20 protein-coding genes and 1 tRNA gene are annotated in these 26,394 nt (G+C 45.0%); 14 read left to right on the top strand and 7 right to left on the bottom strand.

Features of this window, described 5'->3' with window-relative positions:
- The first annotated feature begins 11 nt into the window (after positions 1–11).
- The 6 genes from FQV43_RS04545 to coaD all read left to right on the top strand — a co-directional run bounded on the left by FQV43_RS04545 (position 12) and on the right by coaD (position 5,331).
- Entirely contained in the window at positions 12–1,007 is a 996-nt protein-coding gene (locus FQV43_RS04545) for a thiamine-phosphate kinase (RefSeq protein WP_144274865.1), read from the top strand.
- A gap of 6 nt (positions 1,008–1,013) precedes the next feature.
- Positions 1,014–1,682: a uracil-DNA glycosylase gene (locus FQV43_RS04550; RefSeq protein WP_144274867.1), complete on the top strand. Its 669-nt coding sequence runs from the start codon at positions 1,014–1,016 to the stop codon at positions 1,680–1,682.
- A 102-nt stretch (positions 1,683–1,784) separates the two neighbouring features.
- Entirely contained in the window at positions 1,785–3,935 is a 2,151-nt protein-coding gene (locus FQV43_RS04555) for an ATP-dependent DNA helicase RecG (protein WP_146339157.1), read from the top strand.
- A 63-nt stretch (positions 3,936–3,998) separates the two neighbouring features.
- Positions 3,999–4,217 (top strand): biotin/lipoyl-containing protein, encoded by a 219-nt coding sequence (locus FQV43_RS04560; RefSeq protein ID WP_144274871.1) that lies wholly within the window; start codon positions 3,999–4,001, stop codon positions 4,215–4,217.
- Between the two features lie 10 nt (positions 4,218–4,227).
- Positions 4,228–4,812, top strand: a complete 585-nt coding sequence (gene rsmD / locus FQV43_RS04565; RefSeq protein WP_144274873.1) for a 16S rRNA (guanine(966)-N(2))-methyltransferase RsmD — start codon at positions 4,228–4,230, stop codon at positions 4,810–4,812.
- 45 nt (positions 4,813–4,857) lie between these two features.
- Positions 4,858–5,331 carry a pantetheine-phosphate adenylyltransferase gene (coaD, locus tag FQV43_RS04570; RefSeq protein WP_185967226.1) on the top strand — a complete coding sequence of 158 codons (474 nt, stop codon included), beginning with the start codon at positions 4,858–4,860 and terminating at the stop codon, positions 5,329–5,331.
- A gap of 17 nt (positions 5,332–5,348) precedes the next feature.
- On the opposite strand, the gene FQV43_RS04575 is transcribed toward coaD, so the two are convergent.
- The 3 genes from FQV43_RS04575 to FQV43_RS04585 all read right to left on the bottom strand — a co-directional run bounded on the left by FQV43_RS04575 (position 5,349) and on the right by FQV43_RS04585 (position 8,058).
- Complete coding sequence (locus FQV43_RS04575) at positions 5,349–6,101, bottom strand: amino acid ABC transporter ATP-binding protein (protein WP_144274999.1); 753 nt, start codon at positions 6,099–6,101, stop codon at positions 5,349–5,351.
- Between the two features lie 85 nt (positions 6,102–6,186).
- Positions 6,187–7,089 carry an amino acid ABC transporter permease gene (locus tag FQV43_RS04580; RefSeq protein WP_146339159.1) on the bottom strand — a complete coding sequence of 301 codons (903 nt, stop codon included), beginning with the start codon at positions 7,087–7,089 and terminating at the stop codon, positions 6,187–6,189.
- 33 nt (positions 7,090–7,122) lie between these two features.
- Entirely contained in the window at positions 7,123–8,058 is a 936-nt protein-coding gene (locus FQV43_RS04585) for an ABC transporter substrate-binding protein (protein ID WP_146339161.1), read from the bottom strand.
- Between the two features lie 181 nt (positions 8,059–8,239).
- Here FQV43_RS04585 and FQV43_RS04590 point away from each other — a divergent pair.
- A tRNA-Leu gene (locus tag FQV43_RS04590) sits at positions 8,240–8,316 on the top strand.
- 92 nt (positions 8,317–8,408) lie between these two features.
- Here FQV43_RS04590 and FQV43_RS04595 read toward each other — a convergent pair.
- Complete coding sequence (locus FQV43_RS04595; protein ID WP_144274881.1) at positions 8,409–8,801, bottom strand: MmcQ/YjbR family DNA-binding protein; 393 nt, start codon at positions 8,799–8,801, stop codon at positions 8,409–8,411.
- A 92-nt stretch (positions 8,802–8,893) separates the two neighbouring features.
- Between FQV43_RS04595 and polA the strand changes: the two genes are divergently transcribed.
- From polA to FQV43_RS04625, 6 genes are all read left to right on the top strand, one after another.
- Positions 8,894–11,533, top strand: coding sequence for a DNA polymerase I (polA, locus tag FQV43_RS04600; protein ID WP_144275001.1), 2,640 nt, complete (start codon positions 8,894–8,896; stop codon positions 11,531–11,533).
- Positions 11,534–11,735: 202 nt separating this feature from the next.
- Positions 11,736–13,202 carry a 30S ribosomal protein S1 gene (gene rpsA, locus FQV43_RS04605; protein ID WP_144274883.1) on the top strand — a complete coding sequence of 489 codons (1,467 nt, stop codon included), beginning with the start codon at positions 11,736–11,738 and terminating at the stop codon, positions 13,200–13,202.
- A gap of 169 nt (positions 13,203–13,371) precedes the next feature.
- A complete protein-coding gene (locus FQV43_RS04610) occupies positions 13,372–15,531 on the top strand; it encodes a glucose PTS transporter subunit IIA (protein WP_146339163.1) in 2,160 nt (719 codons plus the stop codon).
- A gap of 41 nt (positions 15,532–15,572) precedes the next feature.
- Entirely contained in the window at positions 15,573–16,166 is a 594-nt protein-coding gene (gene coaE, locus FQV43_RS04615) for a dephospho-CoA kinase (protein ID WP_146339165.1), read from the top strand.
- Between the two features lie 25 nt (positions 16,167–16,191).
- Positions 16,192–18,300 carry an excinuclease ABC subunit UvrB gene (uvrB, locus tag FQV43_RS04620; RefSeq protein WP_144274888.1) on the top strand — a complete coding sequence of 703 codons (2,109 nt, stop codon included), beginning with the start codon at positions 16,192–16,194 and terminating at the stop codon, positions 18,298–18,300.
- 147 nt (positions 18,301–18,447) lie between these two features.
- Complete coding sequence (locus tag FQV43_RS04625) at positions 18,448–18,888, top strand: universal stress protein (RefSeq protein WP_144274890.1); 441 nt, start codon at positions 18,448–18,450, stop codon at positions 18,886–18,888.
- Between the two features lie 67 nt (positions 18,889–18,955).
- Here the strand turns inward: FQV43_RS04625 and FQV43_RS04630 are convergent, their stop codons facing one another.
- The 3 genes from FQV43_RS04630 to FQV43_RS04640 all read right to left on the bottom strand — a co-directional run bounded on the left by FQV43_RS04630 (position 18,956) and on the right by FQV43_RS04640 (position 23,130).
- A complete protein-coding gene (locus FQV43_RS04630; protein WP_146339167.1) occupies positions 18,956–21,274 on the bottom strand; it encodes a UvrD-helicase domain-containing protein in 2,319 nt (772 codons plus the stop codon).
- A 115-nt stretch (positions 21,275–21,389) separates the two neighbouring features.
- Positions 21,390–22,334 carry a DoxX family protein gene (locus FQV43_RS04635; protein WP_144274893.1) on the bottom strand — a complete coding sequence of 315 codons (945 nt, stop codon included), beginning with the start codon at positions 22,332–22,334 and terminating at the stop codon, positions 21,390–21,392.
- 181 nt (positions 22,335–22,515) lie between these two features.
- Positions 22,516–23,130 carry an MBL fold metallo-hydrolase gene (locus FQV43_RS04640; RefSeq protein WP_144274895.1) on the bottom strand — a complete coding sequence of 205 codons (615 nt, stop codon included), beginning with the start codon at positions 23,128–23,130 and terminating at the stop codon, positions 22,516–22,518.
- Between the two features lie 111 nt (positions 23,131–23,241).
- Here FQV43_RS04640 and uvrA point away from each other — a divergent pair, with 111 nt between their 5' ends.
- Positions 23,242–26,094, top strand: coding sequence for an excinuclease ABC subunit UvrA (gene uvrA / locus FQV43_RS04645; protein WP_146339169.1), 2,853 nt, complete (start codon positions 23,242–23,244; stop codon positions 26,092–26,094).
- Positions 26,095–26,394: the final 300 nt, after the last annotated feature.

A 26,394-nucleotide genomic window follows, 5' to 3' on the forward strand; every position in this document is an offset into this window, starting at 1 on the left:
TCTAAGACACTATGAGTAGTTACTCCGCGACACCAGCTAAGCCGCTCAACCCTACTGTGGCAGAAGTGGGCGAACAGGCAGCAATTAATGTGATTGTGGCTCATGCACCGAGTTCAAGGAATGGTGATGATGCCGCAGTCCTAGCGCATGGCGCACCAAACTCTCGTACTGTTGTCAGTACAGATATGTTGGTTGAAAACCGTCATTTCCGTCTAGATTGGTCCACTCCAGCAGAGATTGGTCGTAAAGCGATTACCCAAAATTTTGCCGATTTGGAAGCAATGGGTGCTCGTCCGGTAGCTGCACTATTGGCCTTATCGGTGCCAGGATACACACGCCTTGGTTTTGTTTCTGAACTGGCACGGGGTATCTCGCAGCGAGTAAGTGATTATGGTGCAGAATTAGTTGGTGGTGATATTACCGACGGGGAAGCTATCGTTATCTCTATAACGGCGATTGGGCAATTAGGTGGTTCGTTACCGGCGTTAACTCTTGATAAAGCAAAACCTGGGCAAATTGTGATTGCTTCTGGTGCTATAGGCGAATCAGCAGCGGGATTGGCATTGCTCAATCGTTGTAATCGTGAGGAAATTCCTGCAGAGTTCTATCCACTGCTACAAGCTCATTGTTCAGGTGTTATTCCTCCTGGACGTGGTTTTGTTGCCAGAGCAGCTGGAGTAAGTGCTTTGACTGATAACTCAGATGGAATCATTGCTGACCTTTCTACGATGGCTGCTAAATCAGGTGTAAGCATAAATCTTGATTCATCAGTGCTCGCTCCTACTGCGTTGATGTATCAAGCTGCGGAATTTCTTGATGCAGATCCGTGGGAGTGGGTGCTTTGTGGTGGGGAAGACCATACACTCATGGGAACCACTGATTATGATCCGCCAACTGGTTTCAGAAAAATAGGGGTAGTGGAAAAAAGCAATTGCGAGCTACTGGTGAGCGTCGATAAGCAACAACCGGTTTATGATAGTGGTTGGACAAGTTATGGAAAGAGATGAGTATTCATGAGTAAAAAATCTTTACCCGTGCATGAATCTTGGTTAGAACCACTAGCACCTGTGGAAGAGAAAATACATTTAATGGGGGATTTTCTTCGCGCAGAAAATGCTGCTGGTCGTGGTTATTTGCCTAGTGGATCGTCAGTATTGCGCGCTTTTCATTATCCTTTTGACGAGGTAAAAGTGATTATTGTTGGGCAAGATCCTTACCCAACTCCTGGACACGCAATGGGATTGAGCTTTTCGACGCAACCTGGAGTCCGTCCACTGCCGCGTAGTTTAGTGAATATCTTTAAGGAATTATCCGATGACCTAGGTATTCCTGCTCCAACAGATGGCGATCTTACCCCTTGGTCAGAGCAGGGGGTAGCTCTTTTTAATAGAGTGCTTACTGTACAACCAGGTAATGCAGGTTCTCACCGTGGGCGTGGCTGGGAAGAAATAACAGAAACTGCATTGCGTGCTTTAGCACAGCGCAATAAGCCATTAGTAGGATTGCTCTGGGGGCGTGATGCTCAAGCAACCCGTGCTTTTCTCGGTAAAACTCCTTGTGTTATGTCTGCCCACCCTTCACCTTTATCGGCGAGTCGAGGTTTCTTTGGATCGCGTCCTTTTAGCCAAGTCAACCAATTATTAGAGCAACAAGGTAGTTCTCCAGTAGATTGGCGACTATAAAATATATGTCGATGGCAATTGCTACAGAGGCATATGTGCGAGAGCAAAAAGCAGTATCGCAAGATACACAAGGTAGTAGCTCTTGGGAAAAGGAGTCGAATAATGCTGGGCTGGCATGATGATCGAAAATTGACTACCTTATTGCCTGAATCAGAAGCAAAGGCACTAGCAAAAAAATTTGGCTACCATACTGTAGAAGATTTGTTAAGACACTATCCACGCCAGTATGCAGCTCAAGGCGCAGATATTGCCTCAGGAAAAAGCACAGATGGGGATATTGCGACTCTCATCGGTACAGTTGTTCGCGCAGATGAACGCTATGACAAAAACGGACATCTCATTTACAGTATTCAGATTGATGATGGATGTTCTCGCATAGCAGCTACTTTTTTTAGAATTAAATGGCTCCCGACGGTGTTGCCTGTGGGAGTACGTGCGATGTTTACCGGGAAAGTGAAACATTATCAAGGTAAACCACAGCTGCAGCATCCGGATTATATGGTGATACCCGAGCGCATTTCTCCTGCCGATAAAAACCATAAGGATGGCGTCGCAAAGAAAGCACGTGGTTCTATGCGCGCACTATCGCACTATGGCGATATTGAAGATATTTCTCGTGTGCTATCTTCCTTGGATTTCATCCCAATTTTCCCGGCTAAAGTCGGGATGCCTACATGGCGTATCCTTGGTGCGATTCATCAGGTATTAAGTGTTACTCCACCCTATGCTGAACCACTGCAAAAATATGCGCCACAAGATCTCCCCAGCTTTGATACTGCACTGCGAGGTGTACTCGAACCAGACAAGCGGGGGGCACAGCCGTATATTCAGCGCATGAAATATAATGAGGCGCTAGAGCTTTCCCTCATCATGGCACTGCGCAAGCATGAGGCGCATACTCGTCGTGCTGCTCTCATGCCGGTTCACCAACAAGGCTATCGCCAGAAAATTCTGGATAACTTGCCTTATCCGCTTACTGCTGGGCAAGAAAAGACACTGGAAGAAATCGCTGCTGATTTAGCGCATGACACGCCGATGATGCGGTTGCTTCAAGGCGAAGTCGGATCTGGGAAAACAATTGTCAGTATTCTTGTCATGTTGCAAGCGCTAGATAGTGGTAAACAAAGTGCTCTTCTAGCGCCTACTGAAGTCTTAGCTGCACAACACGCTCAGAGCATGCAAAAAATTTTTGCTGATAGTGGCGTGGATATTCACGTTGTGGTTCTGACAAGTTCATTAAGCACGAAAGAAAAACAGCAGGCGCTATTAGATATAGTCTCTGGACAAGCACAGATCATTATTGGGACACACGCGATCTTGCAGCATAACGTGGAGTTTTTTGATCTTGGCCTGAGCGTAGTCGATGAACAGCATAGATTTGGGGTAGAGCAACGTAATTATTTGCAGGCAAAAGGCAAAGCGGGGACCACGCCTCATTTATTAGTTATGACCGCAACACCTATTCCGCGTACTATCGCGATGACCGCCTTTGGTGATCTCGAACTCTCTACCCTCAAGGAATTGCCAGGTGGGCGCAAAGAAATTAAGAGTTTTGTGCTCCAGGAGAGTAATTTTGAGTGGATGCAACGTGCGTTTGAGCGAATGCGCGAGGAGATGCGAGTTGGTCATCAGGTATATATTGTGTGCCCTCGTATTCAAGGCGCAGGCGGTGTGGAAGAAATATATCAGCGTTGCAAGGATATTCTTTTCTCTGATTTTCGAGTGGGTATGCTTCATGGTGGGCTTGCCCAAGAAGAAAAAGAAGACGTTATGCGCGCTTTTAACCAACAACAATTGGATTTGCTGGTCGCAACAACTGTCATCGAGGTCGGTATCAATGTGCCTACTGCAACCATTATGATGATCTGCGAATCAGAACGTTTTGGTGTGTCGCAATTGCATCAGTTACGTGGGCGTGTGGGCAGAGGACGCAATGCTTCTATTTGTTTTTTCCATGTTGGTGCTCAAGTAACTGAAGAAGCGATGTCTCGCATAGCCGCTATAGCAGCTACTAATGATGGTTTTGCTTTAGCGGAAATTGATCTTGTGCATCGGCAGGAAGGTGATATTCTCAGTACACAACAATCAGGTAGTTCTAAGCGTCATAAGTTTTTGAGTATTATCCACGATAGCGACATTATCGAAAGAACACGAGCAGACGCTCAGACTATAGTTAGTGCTGATATTGAGCTAGCACGTCAGTTAGTTAGTGATATTGATAGCTATACTCAAGATTTTATTGATAAGACTTAATCACTGATGCACTGATAAAAGTCGATATAGTGCTGATGTAAAAGGCTGATATAAAAGGAAGAGATGAATATTTGTGCCCCCTTTGCCGGTATCGTGCACTACAAGGTACGGCTTGGCGATCAAGTAAAAACAGGACAAGAACTCGCAAGTGTTGAAGCACTGAAGTTAGAATCAAGCATCCTGGCACCTGGACCTGGGGTGGTAACACAACTGGGTTATGATGATTTCGATGATGTCGTCGGCGGGGCAACATTAATGACCCTTGCACAGTTGGGAACATAAAGATATGGGAATGACAAGAATAATTTCTGGTACTGCGCGAGGCAGAAAACTTAAAGTCCCACCTTCTGGTACTCGTCCCACATCGGATAGAGCAAAAGAAGGTCTTTTTTCTTCATTACAAGTACGTTTTGGTTTTCAAGATGCTGTGGTGCTTGACCTCTTTGCTGGCTCAGGAGCGTTAGGTTTAGAAGCAGCAAGTCGTGGTGCAGCACACGTGACTCTGGTGGAAAATAACCCTAGTGCCGCGGCAATTATTCGACACAATGCTGCACTGATTAAACATCCAGATATTGTCGTAGAGGAGATGAAAGTATCAACATATGTCAAGACTGCACCTCAGCGTCATTTTGACATTGTGCTAGCAGATCCGCCTTATGAGCTTGACACACAATCTGTTGTCGAGATGCTGGAAGCACTGCAACCATTGCTTATCGACGGAGCAGTAGTCGTGGTAGAACGCCATGTGGATTCAGAGCATACTCCGTGGCCGCGTGGCTATGAACCAACTCCGCAGAAGCTAAAAAAGCGCACCTTTGGTATTGCGCGCATGGACATGGCTGTTTTTGATCGAGCAACGGCAGTGCAAGAATCATAAAAGCATAAGAGAAAAGACACAATAACAATGAATAATGGCGATAGCGTGCGTGCAGTATGCCCAGGATCTTTTGATCCCATCACGATGGGACATGTCGATATCATTAGCAGGGCAGCGGCGTGTTTTAGCGAAGTGACAGTCCTGGTAACAGCTAATCCCAATAAGCCCACTGGGTTGTTTAGCATTGAGGAGCGCAAGGAACTTATCCGTGAGGCATTATCGGGGTTGCATAATGTAAAAATTGATCATTGGGGTGGACTGCTTGTGGATTACACTAATGCTCATTCCATTAGTGTATTAGTCAAAGGGCTAAGGAGTTCTTTGGATTATGAGTATGAACTCCCTATGGCACAAATGAATAAAAATCTTTCTGGTATTGATACTTTCTTTTTAATGACTGATCCAAAATACGGATATATTTCCTCGACTCTCTGTAAAGAAGTAACAAAATATGGAGGCGATGTATCCGATATGCTCCCAGCAGGTGTGCAGGAAGCCATGAAAAAGAAATATCGCTAACCAAGATGGTTCTGAGCTTAGAGCAGACTAGATAAGAATGCTTTTGTGCGTTCCTCTTGAGGATCGTCAATAACTTGAGCAGCCTCGCCGCGCTCTACGACGACCCCATCTGCCATAAAGACTACTTCATTGGCAACTTCACGTGCGAAGTTGATTTCATGCGTAACAATCATCATGGTCATGCCGTCGGCAGCAAGTTCACGCATAACTCTCAATACCTCGCCGACAAGTTCTGGATCAAGAGCTGAGGTAGGTTCATCGAAGAGCATTAGTTTAGGCTTCATTGCTACAGCGCGAGCAATGGCTACTCGTTGCTGTTGTCCACCTGATAATTGAAGTGGGTAGGCTTGTGCTTTGTGCTTAAGACCAACTTGATCCAACAGTTCTAAAGCTGTGTGTCGCGCTTCATCAACTGAGATCCCTTTGACATGAACTGGTGCTTCGATGATGTTCTCGAGGACAGTCCGATGGGGGAAAAGATTAAAATTCTGGAAAACCATCCCGATTTCACTGCGCTGGCGGGCTGCTTCCTTTTCGGAAATCTCATGGAGCACGCCATTTTTCTCCCGGTAGCCAATCAATTCGCCATCAACATAGAGCCTTCCAGCACTAATTTTCTCCAAGTGATTGACACATCTGAGAAAGGTAGATTTTCCTGATCCAGATGGGCCAAGCAAACAACTGACTGTTCCGGTGGGGACTTGGAGATCGATACCTTTGAGAACGTGCAGATTTCCATAAGATTTACATACCTGTTGCGCGTCAATCATGATAGCCGGTTGTGTCTGCTCATGCGCTGTTTGCGTGTGTAGCTGTGTAACCATAGTAAAAATTCCTAAGACCAGTGTTGAACAATTATGGGGAAACAATATCGACATTGCGCGGTAGCGTAGCTTCTGCATCAGCAAGGGCAGCTAGTTGCCTAGAAGTCAATTGTTTTGTCACACCTTTAGCAAAGTGTTTTTCCAGGTAGTGCTGTCCGACCATGAGTAAGGAAGTAATGACGAGATACCATGTTGCAGCTACTAAAAGCAGTGGCACTGGGTCGAAAAGCGCGGCAGCAATATCTGTGGATCGTCCATAGAGTTCTGCGGTATAAGGAATTGCTACAACCAAAGAAGTGGTTTTTAGCATGGAGATAAACTCATTGCCAGTAGGGGGAATAATAATGCGCATTGCTTGAGGTAAAATCGTGCGACGAATAGTCATCCACCAGCTCATACCTAGTGCCTTTGAGGCTTCTGCTTGTCCTTCAGGAATTGCTTGAATACCAGAGCGAATGATTTCTGCCATATAGGCTGCTTCATTAAGACCTAGACCGACTATGGCAAGCAAAAACGTATTAGAAAGAAGTGTCTCTAAGGATATCTGAGTAATACCTAGATTAATCGTTTGGTATATCGAACCAAGAAGACCCCAAAACACTAATTGGACATAAATCGGAGTGCCTCGAAAAAGCCAGAGGTAGAGCCAAGAAACACTACGCAACACTGGATTAGGAGACATCCGTAGGACCGCGATTATGGTGCCAAGGACAACTCCAAGCAGCATCGAAAAAATTGTTAGCAGCAATGTGTTTAATGCAGCTCTAGCGATACGAGTGTCAAAAAGATACTGACGGTAGGTATCCCACCCATATGCATCATTGCGAGCTGCACTGATGAAGAAGAGAATGAGAAGGACAAAGATAATGCCTGCTGCGATCCAACGCCCAGGGTGGCGTAAGGGACGTGCATGAATCGGTTGTGGAGAACTCATGATATTTTTTCTTTCTTGCTCAATCGTCACTCATTAGCTTGCTATGGTTTCTGTTTCAGGCTGAAGTGGTCCATTGACTTGTCCTTTGTCTAAGTGCCCTTCTTTAACACCCCAGATATTGAGGATTCTTTCATAATCGCCAGTGTCCATAAGGTGTTGTAGTGCTGCAGCAATAGCAGGACCTAGGGGAGAATTTTTTGGCACTGCAAAACCATAAGGTGCAGCTTGGAACATTTCGCTTGATGTCTCTAGTGCTCCGTCGGAACGCTCAATTGCCCATGCTAGGACAGGGGAGTCGGAGGCGAAAGCATCTGCTCGTCCTAATACTAATGCTGTTGCTGCTTGGTCAGAAGTCGCATAGCTGAGGATTTCAATTGGTTTTTTCCCTTCTTTAACGCATTGCTCACTCAGTGGGCGAACATCATCACTTTCTGCGACTGTAGTGCGCTGCACAGCCACACTGAGTCCACAGGGATTATTTCTGTCTACTGGCTTATCGACGCGCTGTCCCCATTGAATACCCGCGTAAAGAAAATCAATGAAGTCATAGTTTTCTCTGCGTTCGATGGTATCGGTAAAACCACTTGCACCTAGGTCAATGGTTCCTGCTGATAGCGCAGGTAAAATCAAGGAAAAATCAAGTTGTTTTACTTGCCATTCCAATCCCATAACGTGAGCAACGGCACGAGAAAGATCCATCTCCATGCCAATGATTTCGTTGCGTGAATTCTTAAACATGAAAGGGGCGTAGGGTGGGAAAGCTGCGACGACAAGGGTGCCACGTTGTGCTAACTCATTAGGAACTAAAGCGGCAATTTCTGGTACTGCAGCAGGTTGGATGTCTTCCCAGTTTTCCGGATAGCCTTGTTCCTCATTTGTGACACAAGCACTAAGGTTTAGTGATAAAACGATTATCGCAATAGTGCTTATCACGGTGGTGATAATCCGAGAGCGTCCGGCTATATTCATAGAAGAAGTATCACATATTATTGAGTTTTATGCATAATTGCTGTTTGGTGACTGGCTTGAAGGGTCTGTAAAAAAGATCGTGAAAGAATGATGATTTATGGCGTTGTCTTTATGTGAAAAATGCCCTCTAGCTGTGGATTAACTTTTTTTGTGATGATGGGTTACTATAGTCATCTGTACCGCCCCAGTAGCCCAATTGGCAGAGGCAACGGATTCAAAACCCGTCCAGTGTGAGTTCGAGTCTCACCTGGGGCACCATTATCAGCGTGAATGCTGGGTCTAGAGGCATGAAGCGGCATACAATTTTGTGAAGTGCCCAAATGTCTTTATTATTTCTCTTTATTGCTGGCTTATTCTGAGTTCTGCGGTAAATGTGCAGTCCATCCCAATGGTCGATATTTCTTCGGTAGTTTTTCTACCACCAAAAGATAAGAATCAGTGATTAATTCTTCTAATAATTTTTCCGATATGCTCGGACCTGCTTGCACGGTGTACCAGTGCTTTTTGTTCATATGATAGCCAGGAAGAATATCGGCATAAGAAAGCTGTAGTGCCTTAACATCTTCAGGTGTGCCTTTAAGAATAAGGATTCTTTTACCTTTCAGAATGGTTGTGAGCATAAACCATTTTCCTGCAACTCGTGCTGCTTGGAAATTGTCGCTAAAAGGATATAACTGTGCATCGGTAAGACTCGTGCTTACCTGGCAAGCAAAATCATATAGACGCTGGTCAGTAAGTTCCATAGGGTCTATTCTAAAAGAAACTCACATGGAGCAGCGAACTTTCATTAGACTAGAAGATTGTGACTAACGCAAACACTTCTCGCAAGCACTTGATGCTTATCGACGGACATTCCATGGCTTTCCGTGCTTTTTATGCATTGCCAGCAGCAAATTTTGCCACCTCGGGCGGGCAAGCCACAAATGCTGTGTATGGTTTTTTATCCATGCTTGCTAATGTCATCGAGGAGCAGCAGCCCACCCATGTGGCGGTTGCGTTTGATGTGGGGCGGAAAACTTTTCGTTCTGATCTCTTTCCTGAATATAAGGCGCAGCGTGAAGCAACTCCACCTGAGTTTAAGGGGCAGGTGCCACTGATTAAACAGATTTTGGCTACTTTGGGAGTTGTATGTATTGAAAAAGAAAATTACGAAGCTGATGATATTATCGCTACGCTAGCTACTGCTGCTGGCGTTCTTGGTTTCCGAACTTCTATCTTGACTGGTGATCGCGATTCTTTCCAGTTAGTTAATGAGAAAACAACAGTTCTTTATCCGCTTAAAGGTACATCGTCGATTAAGCGTTTTACTCCAGAAGCGGTAAAAGAGAAGTATCTGGTGACTCCGCAGCAGTATCCTGATTTTGCTGCATTGCGAGGTGATCCATCAGATAATCTTCCTTCTATTCCAAAGGTGGGGGATAAAACTGCTCAGAAGTGGATCGTTCAGTATGAATCTTTGGATAATCTCATCACGCATGCTGATGAAATTAAGGGTGTCGTCGGGCAGAATTTTCGGGAATCTATTGAACAAGTAAAGCTCAATCGCAAATTGACTGAGATGGTCAAGGATCTTGCGTTGGCTGTCACTCCAGATCAATTGGAACTTAGCACTGTTGATATAACCGCAATGGGGGAAAAATTTGATGAACTCGAATTTGGTACCAACTTGCGTGAGCGTGTGTTACGTGCTTTTGCTGCGGACAATCCGACTCCTGTAGCGGTTGAAGGTATGGAAACAACTATCGACGCTGATCCTTTGATGTCCTGGCTACAGCCTCGTTATGAATCTTGTGAGCCTCTAGCAGTTTTTGTTGAAGGTGAAGGAATACCTGCAGGGGGAGACGCATGGCGCTTAGGGATTGTCGATACCCAACGACATGGTATTGCCATTGATTTGGCAGAAATTGGTCCTGAAGAAGAGAAACTTGTTGCTGCATGGTTAGAAAGTGAATCGCCAAAATATTTTCACGATGCAAAAGCAGCATTCCATATGTTTGATGCGCGGGGTATCGCGCTTAACGGAATCGCACACGATACCGTTCTAGGAGCCTATTTGTTGCGTCCTGGACAGCGCAGCTATGAGCTAAAAGATGTCTATCAGCGCCATGTGCAGCGTGTATTACATATTGAGCAATCAGAGCAGTTATCGCTTTTAGACATGGTGAGTTTGGATCAGTTGGTGTATAACGCGGCAGCTGTGCTCGACCTTGTTGAAGTATTGATTGTGCAGTTGCAAGATATTGATGCGTATGAGTTGTATTCCGATTTGGAATTGCCCTTGTTAAGTATTCTGGCGCGCATGGAAAAGGCAGGAATTAGCGTCGATGTTCCAACTTTAGAAGAACAACTAGAGATTTTTGTAGAGCAAGTACGCGAAGAAGAAGCTGCGGCGAGGGAACTTGCCGGTGCCCCTGATCTGAATTTATCAAGTCCAAAGCAGTTGCAAGTTATTTTGTTTGATACGCTCGGCTTGCCGAAAACCAAGAAGACTAAGACTGGCTATTCCACTGCGGCTAAAGAAATTGAGATGCTGGCGCTGAATCATCCACATCCTTTTTTGGATCATCTATTGGCGCACCGAGAGTATCAGAAAATAAAGACTACTCTTGAAGGACTTATTAAAGCAGTTAATTCCGATGGCAGAATTCATACAACGTTTAAGCAGACAGTTGCTTCTACCGGACGGTTGTCTTCTACGGAACCGAATTTGCAAAATATCCCAGTGCGTACAGCTGCTGGGCAAAAAATTCGTTCGGCTTTTTGCGTTGGGCAAGGTTATGAAACGCTTTTGACTGCTGATTATTCTCAAATTGAAATGCGAGTCATGGCGCATCTTTCTAAAGATCCGGGGCTTATCGACGCCTACCGCCAGGGCGAAGATCTCCATAATTATGTGGGCTCACAAGTGTTTGATGTTCCGGTAGATCAAGTGACCCCAGAGCTACGACGCAGGGTAAAAGCCATGTCTTATGGTTTGGTGTACGGTCTGTCTGCTTTTGGCTTATCGCAACAGCTCAATATCCCTCGATTAGAGGCTAAAGAGATTATGGAAAGCTATTTTGAGCGGTTTGGTGCAGTCAAAGAATATCTTGATCAGGTAGTTGTTCATGCACGTAAAGATGGTTACACGTCCACGCTTTTTGGTAGGAGAAGATATTTACCAGAGTTATCGTCACCTAATCGTGTGGCACGTGAAAATGCTGAACGGGCTGCCCTGAACGCACCGATTCAAGGCACTGCGGCAGATATTATTAAAGTCGCTATGCTGCGAGTGGATAAAGAATTACGTCGTGCGCAGACAAAATCCAGAGTCCTACTGCAGGTGCATGATGAATTAGTAGTAGAAGTGGCACATGGAGAATTAGAAACAGTGCGTTCCATTGTGGAAACTCAAATGGATAATGCGATCAAGCTGAGTGTACCGCTTGAAGTTTCAACTGGAATTGGAAAAAACTGGCAAGAAGCCGCACACTAGAGCATTGTCCGAGACACGCCAAGGATTCTATTTGCTCTAGCAGGAGATATAGTCTAAAATCGCACAAGCGTGTCTATGTAATTTTTTCCTTGTCTTCAGGTAGGAGGAGTACGAGGTGAAAATGCGGGATCATAATATGTGTAATGCGTTATGAGAGACACAGAACTGTCCATCAACTATTCCTACATTTTCGGAGCATTTAATGCCAACCAATAATGTCCCTCAGGTAGCCATCAACGATATTGGTTCCGCTGAGGAATTCCTCGCAGCAGTCGACGCAACCATCAAATACTTCAACGATGGAGACATCGTCGAAGGTACCGTGGTGAAAGTTGATCATGATGAGGTGCTGCTCGATATCGGATACAAGACCGAAGGTGTCATTCTATCCCGCGAGCTATCAATTAAGCACGATGTTGATCCTGAAGAGGTTGTTCAGGTCGGCGATAAAATCGACGCACTTGTTCTCACCAAAGAGGATAAAGAAGGTCGTCTTATTCTTTCCAAGAAGCGTGCACAGTACGAGCGTGCATGGGGCGCTATTGAAGAGCTACAAGCTAAAGGCGAGCCAGTTACTGGTACCGTTATTGAGGTTGTTAAGGGTGGTTTGATCCTTGACATTGGGCTTCGTGGTTTCTTGCCAGCGTCTCTTGTTGAGATGCGTCGTGTTCGTGATCTTGATCCATATATCGGTCAGGAAATTGAAGCGAAGATTATCGAACTTGATAAGCAGCGTAATAATGTTGTTTTGTCTCGTCGTGCATGGTTGGAGCAGAACCAATCTGAGGTTCGTTCTGACTTCCTCCACAAGCTACAAAAAGGTCAAGTACGCAAGGGTGTTGTTTCCTCTATCGTCAACTTCGGTGCGTTCGTTGATCTTGGCGGTGTAGACGGTCTTGTTCACGTTTCCGAGCTTTCTTGGAAGCATATCGATCACCCAACTGAGGTAGTTACCGTTGGCGATGAGGTCACTGTTGAGGTTCTTGATGTTGATCTCGACCGTGAACGTGTTTCTTTGTCACTCAAGGCTACCCAAGAGGATCCTTGGCGTGTATTCGCACGTACTCATGCAGTTGGACAGATCGTTCCTGGTCGTGTTACCAAGCTCGTTCCATTCGGTGCATTCGTTCGTGTTGAAGAAGGTATCGAGGGACTCGTACATATCTCCGAGTTGGCACAACGCCACGTTGAGGTTCCAGATCAGGTTGTTACTGTTGGACATGAGGCAATGGTTAAAGTTATTGACATTGACCTCGAGCGTCGTCGTATTTCTCTCTCCCTCAAGCAGGCTGACGAGGACTACACCGAAGAATTCGATCCATCCAAGTATGGTATGGCTGATTCTTATGATGAGCAGGGCAACTACATCTTCCCAGAAGGATTCGATCCAGAGACTAATGAATGGCTCGAAGGCTTCGAGGAACAACGTGCTGATTGGGAAGCTCGTTATGCTGAGTCTGAGCGTCGTTTCCAGCTCCACACTGCACAAATTGAACGCAACCGTGTAGCTGCTGCCGCTGCTGCTGAAGCAGGCGAGGATGCTAACTACTCCTCAGAGTCTAAAGATGACGCTGCTACTGCTGATACAGCAGAGCAAGCTGCAGATGCTGGTTCATTGGCATCTGATGAGCAATTGGCTGCATTACGCGAAAAACTAGCTGGTAATTAAGTTCCAGTTTTTGCGATAGAACGCATGAAAAATGACCACATTTTATGTGGTCATTTTTTGTTTTTTTCTACACTTTTTGCGGTATCTTAGATTCTGTTCACATCGATTTTTATTGATGATAAAGATATGTCAGTGTAACTATCTTGGTAACTATCTTAGGAGGTATCGCATGGCAACAGCCGTAGCACAGACGGCTGAATTTATCGTAGAGCATGTTGGTGGCGCAGATAATATCTCTTCGCTCACGCATTGTGCAACTCGATTGAGATTCCAGCTTAATGATCGCTTACTTGTGGATCGAGAAAAACTCGATCAGCATCCAGATATTCTTGGTGTCGTAGAACAAGGAAATAATGGGTTGCAAGTAGTTATGGGAGGTGGCGTTGCGAATTATTATCAGCAGATTGTGCAACTACCAGGTATGAGTAGTGCGATCAAAGATGATGATTCACAGCGCACATCAGCTACACGCACTAAAAAAGAATATGGTGGAGTCCGGGAAAAATACTCATGGCTCGACTATTCTTTTGAGTTCTTATCTGATACTTTCCGTCCAATACTCTGGGCATTGCTGGGTGCGTCACTTATTATTACTCTTCTTGTTATTGCAGACACCTTGGGATGGCAAGAGTTTCGTGCTGACTTGTCGACGCAACCTGCTGGTTACCAGCTACTTCATGCAATGTATCAGTCAGTATTCTACTTCCTGCCGATCATGATTGGTGCTACAGCATCAAAGAAACTAGGCGTGAATGAATGGGTTGGAGCAGCAATTCCTGCTGCATTATTAACACCAGAGTTTATAGGGCTAAGCGATATCGCACAGAAGATAAACTTTTTGGGTGGACAAGCTCAAGCAGTAGAGATTTTTGGTATCCCACTGATACTCAATAGTTATAGTGGGCAAGTTTTCCCACCTATTTTGGCAGCTATAGGGTTATTTTTTGTGGAAAAGATATTGCGAAAAATTTTCCCTGAAGCAGTACAAATGGTTTTTGTACCGTTCTTTTCATTGCTTATTATGATTCCGCTCACGGCGTTTCTTCTTGGTCCATTTGGTATAGGTATCGGTAACGGTATTTCCCATATGCTCAATGCGATTAATTCTTTCTCACCATTTATTATGGCGATCATTATTCCGTTGCTGTATCCATTCTTAGTACCGCTTGGGTTACACTGGCCACTTAACGCCATCATGATCGTTAATATCAATACACTTGGTTATGATTTCATTCAAGGTCCGATGGGGGCATGGAACTTTGCATGCTTTGGTGTGGTAGCAGGAGTATTGTTGCTATCAATCCGAGAAAAAGATACCGCAATGCGTCAAGTTTCTTTTGGTGGCTTAATGGCAGGTCTTTTTGGCGGTATTTCTGAACCATCACTGTATGGTGTTCTTCTTCGATTCAAGAAAACCTATTTCAGCTTGTTGCCTGGCTGCTTCATCGGTGGCATAGTGATGGGTATCTTTAACGTAAAAGCCAACGCCTTTGTGTTTAGTTCTATTTTCTCAGTGGGTGCAATGACACCCGGCGGTGGATATGCACTGGGATTACTTGTGGCTTTCTTTACTTCCTTCTTCTTAGTGGTCTCCTTTGATTACCGTGCCAAAGCAGAAAAACAAGAAATTTTGGCACGACTAAACCAACACAACAATGCTGAACCTCATAAGCTAGAAACAAAACCTACTGCTGCCAATAGCGAGAATAAGCCCACCTCACACCTGGTGGACAATGCTAGTCAAGAAAAAATGGATACGAACCACGTGCAGCATAGTCAATCGGATGTCGAGTCTGGTACAGCTGCGGAACAATCAGTATCTCTGCAACCAGCGGTAAAGACTGCATTGGTTCCTGGAACACAGACTGATATTTCTAGTCCGCTTGAAGGCGAGGCAGTAGCACTTTCTCAGGTACCAGATCCTATTTTTGCTACTGAAAAACTAGGCAAAGGAATAGCGATTAACCCTACGGGAAATCAGGTAGTTGCACCTGCACCAGCGACGGTCATCAGTGTGCAAAAGAGTGGTCATGCGGTAGGACTGAGACTTGATAATGGGATCGAACTGCTTATCCACATTGGCATTGATACGGTACAGCTAGGCGGGCGGGGATTTGAGGTACACGTCGAACGCAAAGAAAGAGTAGTGGCTGGTCAAAAACTTATTAGTTTTGATCCTAAATATATTAAAACAGAAGGCTATGACTTGATTACGCCGGTACTTGTGGTCAATACAAAGAAATTTGCCGAAGTTGTGTCTTTTCCTGCTGACAGTGTGGATGACTCCACTACGATTATCCGCACTACTGCTCCTGAACGTGCAGAATAGTATTCAAGAAAATATCGCAGTTGTCTGAGTAGTATGAAGATATGAAGCGTATTGGGCTAACTGGTGGAATAGGAAGTGGAAAGTCTACAGTTGCAAAAATTTTTGCCGAACGTGGCTTTCCTGTGATTGATGCAGACAAAATTGCACGAGAGATTGTCGAGCCTGCCAGCCCTGTGCTGGCAGAACTCGCAGATCACTTTGGCAAAGATATTATTACTGCAGACGGTAGTTTGGATCGGGGATTGCTTGCTCAGCGTGCTTTTGCCGATGAACAGCATACTGCTATGTTGAACTCCATTACGCATCCTCACATCATGCAACGTACAGCACAGTTATTCGCAGAAGCAGAAAGCAAAGGCTATGAGTTAGCAGTGTGGGATATGCCCTTGCTGGTGGACAAGGGCTATCACACAGACATGGATAGTGTGATCGTGGTGGATGTTACTGTTGAGCTGCGTATCCAACGACTCATGAAGTACCGAGGCTTCAGTCGAGCCGATGCTCAACAGCGTATTGATGCTCAGATAAGTGATGAGCAACGTCGGCAAGCGGCAACATATGTGATTGACAATAATGGTTCGCTTGAACAATTACGCGAGCAAACTCTCGCTGTCATCGACAAACTGGTCGAATAAGCCTTAGTATCGGTACACTACAGGTATGGCTTTTGCTGCAGAACACCCAGAAGATAGCACTGCATTACATCATGTGGAAGATGTAGAACGAGCACCTGGACAATTCCAGGTGGTATCTGAATATCAGCCAGCTGGGGATCAACCACAAGCAATTCAAGAATTGGATGAGCGTCTTAACCGCGGAGAGCGCGATGTAGTGCTATTGGGTGCTACTGGTACAGGTAAATCAGCAACTGCCGCATGGCTCATTGAGAAACAGCAGCGTCCTACTTTGGTCATGGCGCCTAATAAAACACTTGCTGCACAGTTGGCTAATGAACTACGGCAATTATTGCCACATAATGCAGTTGAGTATTTTGTGTCTTACTATGACTATTACCAGCCTGAGGCATATATCGCGCAGACAGATACGTATATTGAAAAAGATTCTTCTATCAACGATGATGTAGAAAGATTGCGTCATAGGGCGACGAGTTCTTTGCTGTCTCGTCGAGACGTGGTAGTGGTGTCCTCTGTATCGTGTATCTATGGTCTGGGTACACCGCAATCTTATTTAGATCGTTCTGTGACTCTTAGCGTTGGAGAAGAAATTGAGCGAGATCGTTTTTTGCGTCTCCTAGTCGATATTCAGTATGAGCGCAATGATATTGGTTTTACTCGAGGAACTTTTCGAGCCAAAGGCGATACTGTTGACATTATCCCAGCTTATGAGGAACTAGCAGTGCGCGTAGAGTTCTTTGGGGATGATATTGACGCCTTGTATTACATTCATCCGCTTACTGGCGACGTTATCCGCCAAGTAGAAAATATCCGTATTTTTCCTGCGACGCATTATGTCGCAAGCCCTGAACGTATGGAAAAAGCAGTTCGTGATATTCGTGAAGAATTAGCACAGCGGCTTATTGAATTAGAAAATCGTGGCAAGTTATTAGAGGCGCAGCGTTTGCGAATGCGCACTGAATATGATCTCGAAATGATTGAAGAGATGGGCTTTTGCTCTGGAATCGAGAATTATTCCAGGCATCTTGACGGTCGTGGAGAAGGTAGCGCACCTGCTACATTGTTGGATTATTTTCCTGAAGATTTCTTGACAATTATTGATGAGTCCCATGTGACTGTGCCACAAATTGGTGGAATGTTTGAGGGAGATATGTCCCGCAAACGCAATTTGGTTGAGTTTGGTTTCAGGTTGCCATCTGCACTTGATAATCGGCCATTACGATGGGCTGAGTTTGAGAAGCGGGTGGGGCAAACTGTTTATTTGTCAGCAACTCCTGGTTCTTATGAGCTAGAAGCAACTGGGGGAGAGTTTGTTGAGCAAGTGATTAGACCAACAGGTCTGGTTGATCCACAGGTACGTGTCAAGCCTACCCAAGGGCAGATTGATGATCTTATTGATGAGATCAGACAACGTACACAAAAGGATGAACGTGTTTTGGTCACTACTCTTACCAAGCGTATGGCAGAGGACTTGACCGATTATCTTCTGGAGAATGACATTAAGGTTCGTTATCTTCACTCTGATATTGATACGCTGCAACGAGTTGAATTACTACGACAATTACGTCTTGGCGAGTTTGACGTATTAGTGGGTATTAACCTGTTGCGCGAGGGCTTAGACCTGCCTGAGGTTTCTTTAGTAGCCATTCTTGATGCAGATAAAGAAGGTTTTTTGCGTTCAACTACGTCGCTTATTCAGACCATTGGTCGTGCAGCTCGTAATGTTTCTGGTGAAGTAATCATGTATGCGGATCGAGTCACTGATTCTATGGCACAAGCTATTGAAGAAACGCAGCGTCGTCGGCAAAAGCAAATTGCCTATAACGAGGAGCATGGTATTGATCCACAACCATTGCGTAAGAAAATTGCTGATATTTTGGATCAAGTTAATGAGCAAAAGCAGGATCACAATGCTACGTCAAGTGCCTCAGGGGCTCAGGCAGATGTAGCGCTTGGCGATAAACCTGATATTAGCGCTATGCCTACACAGAAAGTTCAAGAGCTTATCGACGATCTGACAGCGCAAATGGGTGACGCAGCGCGTGAATTGAAGTTTGAGCTCGCGGGTCGGTTGCGTGATGAAATAGCTGACTTAAAGAAAGAATTGCGTGGACTCAAAGACACGGGTTTGTGATGTATGTTAAAAGTGTTCGGCAAAACTAATCAACAACATACTCTGGATAAGTCGAGAAAGCTGATAAGGGATATTTTTGCTGTTAAACTAGGTAACAATAGCCTTGGCTTGCTGTAGAAAATATAATTTCGTATTTGGAAGGTTCTCATGAGTGATTATTCCACCATTGTTGTAGGTACTGATGGATCAAAGTCATCATTGCTTGCTGTTGAGCGAGCTGCACGCATTGCTGCGGCTTTTGATGCAACGCTTGTTATCGGTTGTGCCTATTATGAGAGCAAAGAAGATGCTTCCAAGACATTGCGTCAAGACTCCATCACTGTTTTAGGTACAGATCCAGCTCAGGAAAACTTAGATAAAGCCGCTGCACATGCCAAGGAAGTGGGTGCAGAAAAAATCAGCACTGCTATTCGTCCTGGTACTCCAGTGGAGGCACTCATGGCGATTGTTAACGAGAATAACGCTGATCTATTAGTAGTAGGTAATCGTGGTATCAATTCGCTTACCGGTCGATTGCTTGGTTCTGTGCCAGCGGATGTTGCCCGTCAATCTGATTGCGATGTGATGATTGTACACACAGTAAGCTAGCAGTTCTTTCTTATGAACAATAAAGGCGTGCCGTGACCTGGCGCGCCTTTTGCGTATGGCTTGCGTATTAGCTTGCTACTGGAAATTTTATTGGAAAATCACCAATGATCACCAATGACTGGGTTGCTCGTGTTAAGGCGACATAAAGATTCTGCCAGCCTTGCGGAGACTGTTCCACAATTTCCTGGGGATTAACTACTACAACGTGATCAAATTCTAATCCTTTAATATCACTGACGCTGTAAGTATTTTCCTGACTGATATCGTCGCTGTCTGGAACAATGATGGCGCACAATCTGCTTTCATCTTGTTCTTGGAGTTGTTGCACCACTTCATGAGGGTCGGTATGTGCAGCTAAGAAACGTATGGGAGTAGCCATATCTGCTTGCCGCATTGATAGTGGTTTCTTTGCGTCAGGATTGATGACCTGTAGCACTGCATATGCAAGATCCATAATTTCAGCAGGCGTTCGATAATTAACACTTAGTTCGTGTATCTTAAAACGTTTCTTCACAAATGGCTCCAAGGTCTGTGCCCAGGAATCTACGCCAGCTGGTGCAGATGTTTGTGAAGTATCGCCAACAACAGTCATCCATTTGGCTGGACATCGTCGCATAATCATTCGCCATTCCATAGGCGTTAATTCTTGAGCTTCATCAATGATCACATGACCATATGCCCAGCTATAATCGGCTTTCGCTCGTTGCGCAGTGGTACGATAATCTTGTTGTTGCTGTCGACGTGCTAGTTCCTTGGCATCGATAACGTCGAACGCAGAAAGAACCTCAGCTTCTGTTTCATCATCGAGGTCAGAGTTGGCAGAGCTGGCGAGAATGTCTAAGGCCTCCTGTGCATCAGCGATATTTTCTTCCCATCGCCTTTGTTCTTGTTCACGCTCTTGCTCTGGAGTCGCCAAGCCAATGAGTACGGCTAATTCATCTAACAGTGCTGTATCACTGTGTGTCCACTGCGTACCATTTTCACGCCACAGTGCTGTTTGAGTTTCTACGTCATAGTCATAAGCAACAGTTTCGATGAGTTTCTTACTCTCAAAAAGGCGTGCCAGCACAGTTTCAGGATCAAGTAATGGCCAAAACTCCTCGACAATCTGATCAATAGCTTTTTCTTCAGCCAATTCATCGTGAATATGGGCAAGATCAGCGTCGGAAAGCAAATTATTGCCACCAAGTGGATCTGCACCAATACGTTGTACCATTTGTTCTGCTAGTTGGCTCAGCAGAGATTCCTTAAATAAGGATTGAGATTGGTTATGTGGACGTCGCCCACGCCGTGCTCTGGTGCGGGCAGTTTTAATTATTTCACTATTTATTTCTAGAGCGATTCCGTCAATGAGAATGCTTCGTGGGCTATGCGGAATGGTTTGATAAGTCTTGATCGTTCGATCAAGAATAACTAGCATTTCTGTGCTGCCTTTGACTTCTTGAGCCAGTAAAGAATCGACAGAATGAGGCGTTACTCCTGGAAAAAGCTCGCCTATGGTAGAGAGCACAACGCCAGTTTCGCCTAGTTCAGGTAATACTCGTGAAATGTAGTTTAAGAATGATTGATTAGGACCAATTATCAAGACTCCCGTGCGAGAGAGTTGTTTGCGCCAAGTATAGAGCAAATAGGCAATTCGGTGGAGTGCTACAGCTGTTTTGCCAGTGCCAGGACCACCTTCGACAACCATGACACCACGGGTAGCGTCACGAATAATTTTGTCTTGTTCACGCTGAATAGTCTCTACAATTGACGCCATGTGACCGGTACGAGCACGCTGCATGGCATGAAATAATGCATTTTCACCGGCAATGCCCATGTCATGGGGATTGTGTTGAGTGAAAAATTCATCATCAACTCCAGTTACCACTCGACCAGTGGTGCGAATATGACGACGATGCACGACATCGCTTGGGTGCGCCGTCGTCGCTAAATAGAACGGACGCGCTAGGGGAGCGCGCCAATCGAGTAGCAGTGTGCGGTAATCATCAGCACGGTCATCAAGACCCATACGTCCGATATAGCGCCTATCGATATTTTCCATATCTGGAACGAGATTATCCGCAATACTAGGGTCGGATACGCGTACATCAATTCGACCAAAAACAAGACCAAGGCCAGCGACATTGAGGCGATCAATTTTTTCGTTGAGGAGATGGTACTCAGTTTCACGTTGAATCAACACTTCTGCCTCAGGGTGAGCAGGATCGATTCCAAGTTGTACCTGTCGTAATTTTTCTTGTGCCTGAGCTACTTCTTGATCCAAACGCCCAAAAAGAAAATCAACATATTGTTGTTCACGAGCAATTTCTGCTTGAAGTGGTGCATGGCTATGATTTTCGCGCGCACCTGTGGCAGCAGTATTCTCATCATTCGCTAGCGACATGGGATAATTGTTCCTTGAGTGTCATGTTATTTTCAGTCTAGACTCAAGGCCGCCTCAAGGAATACACATGAGGCGGCATAATATAGGCTCAAACTTCGTCAAAGAAAAACACTAATTAAGAAAAGTTTTTGATTTTCTTTTGTGCTTTTTCGATAGCTTTTGTAGCTTCTTTACGAAGTTTTTCAGCATGCTTGTGCGCATTCTTTGATGAACGCCCAGAGCGCTTTTCTGCTTTGGCCAGAGCTTTATCCGCGCGTTCTTGCGCTTTTACCGCAGATTTTACGAGGCGCTTTTTAGCTACCTTTGCGTTTTTCTGCGCAGCAGTTAGCCAATCTCCACTGTTATCCTTGAAGAAATCTTGGGCAGAATCAGCCACCTGGACAAGCGAAGCACGCGCAGATTGGGTAGCGTCTTGGGCTGTTTCTAGCCAGTCTGCCTTATTCTCGTCAACATAGTCCTGAACACGATCAGCATATTCCGATACTTTTTCAGTTGCCTCGCCAAACCATCCTTTTGCAGTTGACGCAAAGGCAGCGGCATTTTCTGAAGCAGCCTCGCTGAATTTTTCTGTTTCAGATTTTCCTGGAAGGGCCTGCTTTACCTGCTTATTAGCTCGAGAAACGGCCTTATTTGCGCGCCACTTTAGACCAGGCTTACCAGCGGTATCCACAGAGGTAATAGCGAGACCACCAAGAAGGGCAACATTAGTGATGAAACCTTGACGCTGGGCTTGTTTCTGCTCTTTATTTTGTGCAGTCCAGAAGGAATGACGAGTGAAAAGGGTAGGGACGCTCAAAAGGGCTAGCGTTGCGGCAGATAAGCGTGGTGCCTTACCAATAGCAAGAAGAGAACCTGCACCAACCTTAGTAGCGCCAAGTGCTTTGGTAATAAGCTCAGGATCTTCAGGAAGATATTGAGTATATTTACGCGGCAGTACAGTGCGCGCTTGCTTAACAAGAGCCTGTGTTTCTTCGAGATGCTCTTTAGAATTAAGAACAGTATCTGCTCCCTCTGCAACATATACAGAAGCAAGCATAGGACGTGCTAGTTTGCGGATCATGATAAAAGATCGCTCCTTATTTCAATACTTATCGTTATGATTCACTAAACGAATCCGTTTTTTAGCTTACTCAATCTCTTTTCATCGTAATGCTCTAGCATGATAAAAAGACGAAGATAGAAAGCGTCCTTTTTAATTTTACCCATTTTCTTAGCAAAGAGGCAGGAAAGTTATCAACCCGTTACCAGCGACGTTCCCACCAAGAATCAAGCTGTGGTCGCTGTTCTCCCAGGGTGGTGCTTTTGCCATGACCAGGATAAACAATTGAATCATCTGGATAAACATCGAAGATATATTTGGTGACATCATGAAATAAGCGCTCAAAATCGCTTTCACTTGATGTTTTTCCTAAACCTCCTGGAAAGAGACTGTCTCCAGAAAAAATACTTGTTGTTCCCGCAATGGGAGCAATGAGTGCCGCACCGCCTGGGGTATGTCCACGAAGAATCACAATGGGGAGGTCATGTCCAGCAAACTCAATAGTATCGCCATAATGCAGCTCGACATCAGCGGGAACCGGTAGCGCAGGGGCATCAAGATGCGGTGCGTAGTGGGTTGCGCCAGTTGCTTTGATGACATCAGCTAGTGCCCTGCTATGATCCCAATGTCGATGAGTGGTTAAGACTTTTGTAATAGTGACACCTGCGTTATGAGCTAATTCTAGGATTTCTTGTGCGTTATCTGCTGCGTCAATGAGTAATCCTTCATTATTAGCGTGGAGTAAATAGCAGTTATTATCCATCTCCGAAACACTTATATGTGCAAGTGATAACGGATGAGCGATTTTATTATTCATAGTTTACTAGGATAACCGAAAATAATTCGCTGGTATGTTCGATTCTGATATAGTGTGGTTAATTAGTAGATATTTTTAGATAAAATCTCAAGGCAAGAAAAGAGCAATTTCATGGCTGAGCGCTTAGTTGTCCGAGGAGCACGAGAACATAATCTCAAAGGTGTAGATATAGATTTACCTCGTAATTCATTAGTTGTATTTACCGGTTTATCAGGTTCTGGAAAATCCTCTCTTGCTTTCGACACTATCTTTGCTGAGGGGCAACGTCGTTATGTTGAATCGTTAAGTTCATATGCACGAATGTTCCTTGGGCAGATGGATAAACCTGATGTGGATTTCATTGATGGGTTATCACCTGCAGTATCTATTGATCAGAAATCAACTAATCGCAATCCACGTTCTACTGTGGGCACTATTACTGAAGTATATGATTACTTGCGTCTCTTGTATGCGCGAGCGGGAACAGCATATTGTCCACAATGTGATGCAAAAGTAGAACGGCAGACACCGCAACAAATTGTTGATCAGGTTCTGGATATGCCTGCGGGGGAAAAATTTCAAGTTCTTGCTCCAGTGGTACGCACGAGAAAAGGCGAATTTGTTGAGCTATTCCAAGAGTTAGCTGCTCAAGGGTACTCGCGTGTGCGGGTAGATGGGAAAAACTATTCTCTGTCGGAACCACCTACATTAAAGAAACAAGTTAAGCATGATATCGAAGTAATTGTTGATAGGCTGCAGGTTAAGCAATCGCAAAAACAAAGATTGACTGATTCGGTGGAAACTGCACTTAATTTGGCAGATGGTGTAGTTATTTTAGAATTCGTCGATAAGCCAGAAGATGATCCACAGCGCAATAGACGTTTTTCAGAGAAAATGTCTTGTCCAAATGGGCATGTACTGAATGTTGATGAGCTAGAGCCCAGAGCCTTTTCTTTTAACTCGCCTTATGGTGCATGTCAGGTCTGTGACGGAATTGGTACAAAGACAGAACCGGACATTGAGTTACTCATTCCTGATGAGGATGCTCCCATTATTCGATGCGTCCAGCCTTGGACTTCAAGCCCAAACGCCCGATATTTTGAGAAATTAGTGGGGGGCTTTGCTGAGTCCTTGGGGATTGATCCCAAAACTGCTTATAAAGATTTGAGCAAGCAGCATAAGAAAGCTTTTCTTTATGGTAGTGATGAGATCATCACTGTACGTTATAAGAACCGCTATGGTCGGATACGTAATTGGAGTGCGCCTTTCGAGGGCGTTATGGGGTACCTGGAACGTAAATTAGAGGCAGCTGATTCTGATTGGTCAAAAGAAAGGCTATTGGCATATACCCGAGAGGTCGCGTGTAAAGCCTGCTCTGGAACCCGGTTACGTCCAGAGATTCTTTCAGTTCGTTTGAGCTCAGCCGGACATGGTGAGCTCTCTATTGCAGGATTATCACAATTATCTGTGGACGCAGCTGCGCGTTTCTTGGATAATTTGATGCTGGGCTCGAGAGAAAAGATGATCGCAGCGGCTGTCTTGAAAGAAATACAAGCCAGACTCAAATTTTTACTTGATGTTGGTCTTAATTATCTGACGCTAGACCGTGCGGCAGGTACGTTGTCAGGTGGGGAAGCCCAACGAATCAGATTAGCAACGCAAATCGGTTCAGGCTTAGCAGGAGTGCTTTATGTTCTTGACGAACCGTCGATAGGCTTGCACCAGCGTGATAATCAGCGGCTTATCAAAACTTTAGAGAATTTACGTGATATCGGAAATACGCTCATTGTGGTAGAGCATGATGAAGACACTATTCGGGCGGCAGATTGGCTCGTTGACATTGGTCCTCGGGCAGGAGAATATGGCGGGAATGTTGTTTACCAAGGGAAACCAGAAGGCATATTAGAAAATAAAGAATCGTTAACCGGTGCATATTTATCGGGACGAAAAGAACTTGGTGTCCCTCAACAACGTAGACCTATTGACAAAGAACGTATGCTCAGGATTATTGGTGCCAAAGAAAATAACCTGAAAAATATCAATGTCTCTGTGCCATTAGGGGTATTGTGCTGCGTAACAGGAGTATCTGGATCTGGTAAATCAACAGTAGTCAATCAAATTTTGGCAAAAACCCTGGCAAATAAACTCAACAAAGCACGGCAAGTTCCTGGGCGAGTGCAACGTGTTGAGGGGGTAGAGCATTTAGACAAATTGGTTCAGGTTGACCAATCGCCGATTGGTCGTACCCCACGTTCTAATCCTGCGACCTATACAGGAGTTTTCGATAAGATTCGTACTCTTTTTGCTCAAACTACTGAAGCAAAAACTCGGGGTTACAAACCTGGTCGATTTTCTTTTAATGTTAAAGGCGGACGATGTGAAGCCTGCCAAGGAGATGGCACGCTTAAAATCGAAATGAATTTCCTGCCTGATGTATATGTCCCGTGTGAAGTATGCCAAGGTGCGCGCTATAACCGAGAGACACTCGAGGTGAAATACAAAGGTAAATCCATCGCAGAAGTTCTTGATATGCCTATCTCTGAAGCAGCAGAGTTCTTTTCTGCGATCACATCGATTCATCGTTATCTCAGTACGCTAAGCGACGTCGGCTTAGGCTATTTACGCCTTGGGCAAGCAGCAACTACATTATCTGGTGGGGAGGCGCAACGAGTAAAATTAGCGTCTGAACTGCAGAAAAGATCCAATGGGCGTACGGTGTATATTCTTGATGAACCTACTACTGGTCTCCATTTTGAGGATATTCGCAAACTAATGTTGGTCATCCAGGGGCTAGTAGACAAAGGAAATTCTGTCATAATCATTGAACATAATTTGGATGTGATTAAGTCAGCAGATTGGATTATCGATATGGGGCCGGAAGGTGGATCTGGTGGCGGTACTGTGATTGCACAGGGAACACCAGAATCGGTTGCACAAGTACCAGAGTCATTTACCGGTCAATTCTTGGCTGATATTCTTGCGTAGCACTTGGTTGGATCCAATGAATGGGGACATATAAGATCGATTTTGGTTTGTGCACATTCTTGTGATAGCATCCAAGTTACTACCGCCCAGTGCGTATTACTATGCACTTGGGTCGCAAGTGGAGATCTTCCCACCTTATTCCGCTTTTGGCTGGATATAGGTAAAAGGTATTGGTTAATGTTTTCATTTCCAATGTGGTGTGATCTCCCGTTATCTCTATCGAGGTGACGGGTTTTCTTATGCCGCCAATAGGGGATCCAGCTTTCGACAACGGTATGTCATATCCATCTGCTACTTGAG

The organism is Corynebacterium sp. sy039, assembly GCF_007904105.1.
GTDB lineage: Bacteria > Actinomycetota > Actinomycetes > Mycobacteriales > Mycobacteriaceae > Corynebacterium.

Excerpts from the sequence above, each read along its gene's own strand:
- rpsA (WP_144274883.1), top strand. The coding sequence starts at position 11,736 with ATGCCAACCAATAATGTCCCTCAGGTAGCCATCAACGATATTGGTTCC.
- FQV43_RS04630 (WP_146339167.1), bottom strand. The coding sequence starts at position 21,274 with ATGTCGCTAGCGAATGATGAGAATACTGCTGCCACAGGTGCGCGCGAA.
- uvrB (WP_144274888.1), top strand. The coding sequence starts at position 16,192 with ATGGCTTTTGCTGCAGAACACCCAGAAGATAGCACTGCATTACATCAT.
- FQV43_RS04550 (WP_144274867.1), top strand. The coding sequence starts at position 1,014 with ATGAGTAAAAAATCTTTACCCGTGCATGAATCTTGGTTAGAACCACTA.
- FQV43_RS04610 (WP_146339163.1), top strand. The coding sequence starts at position 13,372 with ATGGCAACAGCCGTAGCACAGACGGCTGAATTTATCGTAGAGCATGTT.
- coaE (WP_146339165.1), top strand. The coding sequence starts at position 15,573 with ATGAAGCGTATTGGGCTAACTGGTGGAATAGGAAGTGGAAAGTCTACA.
- FQV43_RS04560 (WP_144274871.1), top strand. The coding sequence starts at position 3,999 with ATGAATATTTGTGCCCCCTTTGCCGGTATCGTGCACTACAAGGTACGG.
- uvrA (WP_146339169.1), top strand. The coding sequence starts at position 23,242 with ATGGCTGAGCGCTTAGTTGTCCGAGGAGCACGAGAACATAATCTCAAA.
- FQV43_RS04640 (WP_144274895.1), bottom strand. The coding sequence starts at position 23,130 with ATGAATAATAAAATCGCTCATCCGTTATCACTTGCACATATAAGTGTT.
- FQV43_RS04625 (WP_144274890.1), top strand. The coding sequence starts at position 18,448 with ATGAGTGATTATTCCACCATTGTTGTAGGTACTGATGGATCAAAGTCA.
- FQV43_RS04635 (WP_144274893.1), bottom strand. The coding sequence starts at position 22,334 with ATGATCCGCAAACTAGCACGTCCTATGCTTGCTTCTGTATATGTTGCA.
- FQV43_RS04595 (WP_144274881.1), bottom strand. The coding sequence starts at position 8,801 with ATGGAACTTACTGACCAGCGTCTATATGATTTTGCTTGCCAGGTAAGC.
- polA (WP_144275001.1), top strand. The coding sequence starts at position 8,894 with ATGCTTATCGACGGACATTCCATGGCTTTCCGTGCTTTTTATGCATTG.
- rsmD (WP_144274873.1), top strand. The coding sequence starts at position 4,228 with ATGACAAGAATAATTTCTGGTACTGCGCGAGGCAGAAAACTTAAAGTC.
- FQV43_RS04555 (WP_146339157.1), top strand. The coding sequence starts at position 1,785 with ATGCTGGGCTGGCATGATGATCGAAAATTGACTACCTTATTGCCTGAA.
- FQV43_RS04545 (WP_144274865.1), top strand. The coding sequence starts at position 12 with ATGAGTAGTTACTCCGCGACACCAGCTAAGCCGCTCAACCCTACTGTG.
- FQV43_RS04580 (WP_146339159.1), bottom strand. The coding sequence starts at position 7,089 with ATGAGTTCTCCACAACCGATTCATGCACGTCCCTTACGCCACCCTGGG.
- FQV43_RS04585 (WP_146339161.1), bottom strand. The coding sequence starts at position 8,058 with ATGAATATAGCCGGACGCTCTCGGATTATCACCACCGTGATAAGCACT.
- FQV43_RS04575 (WP_144274999.1), bottom strand. The coding sequence starts at position 6,101 with ATGATTGACGCGCAACAGGTATGTAAATCTTATGGAAATCTGCACGTT.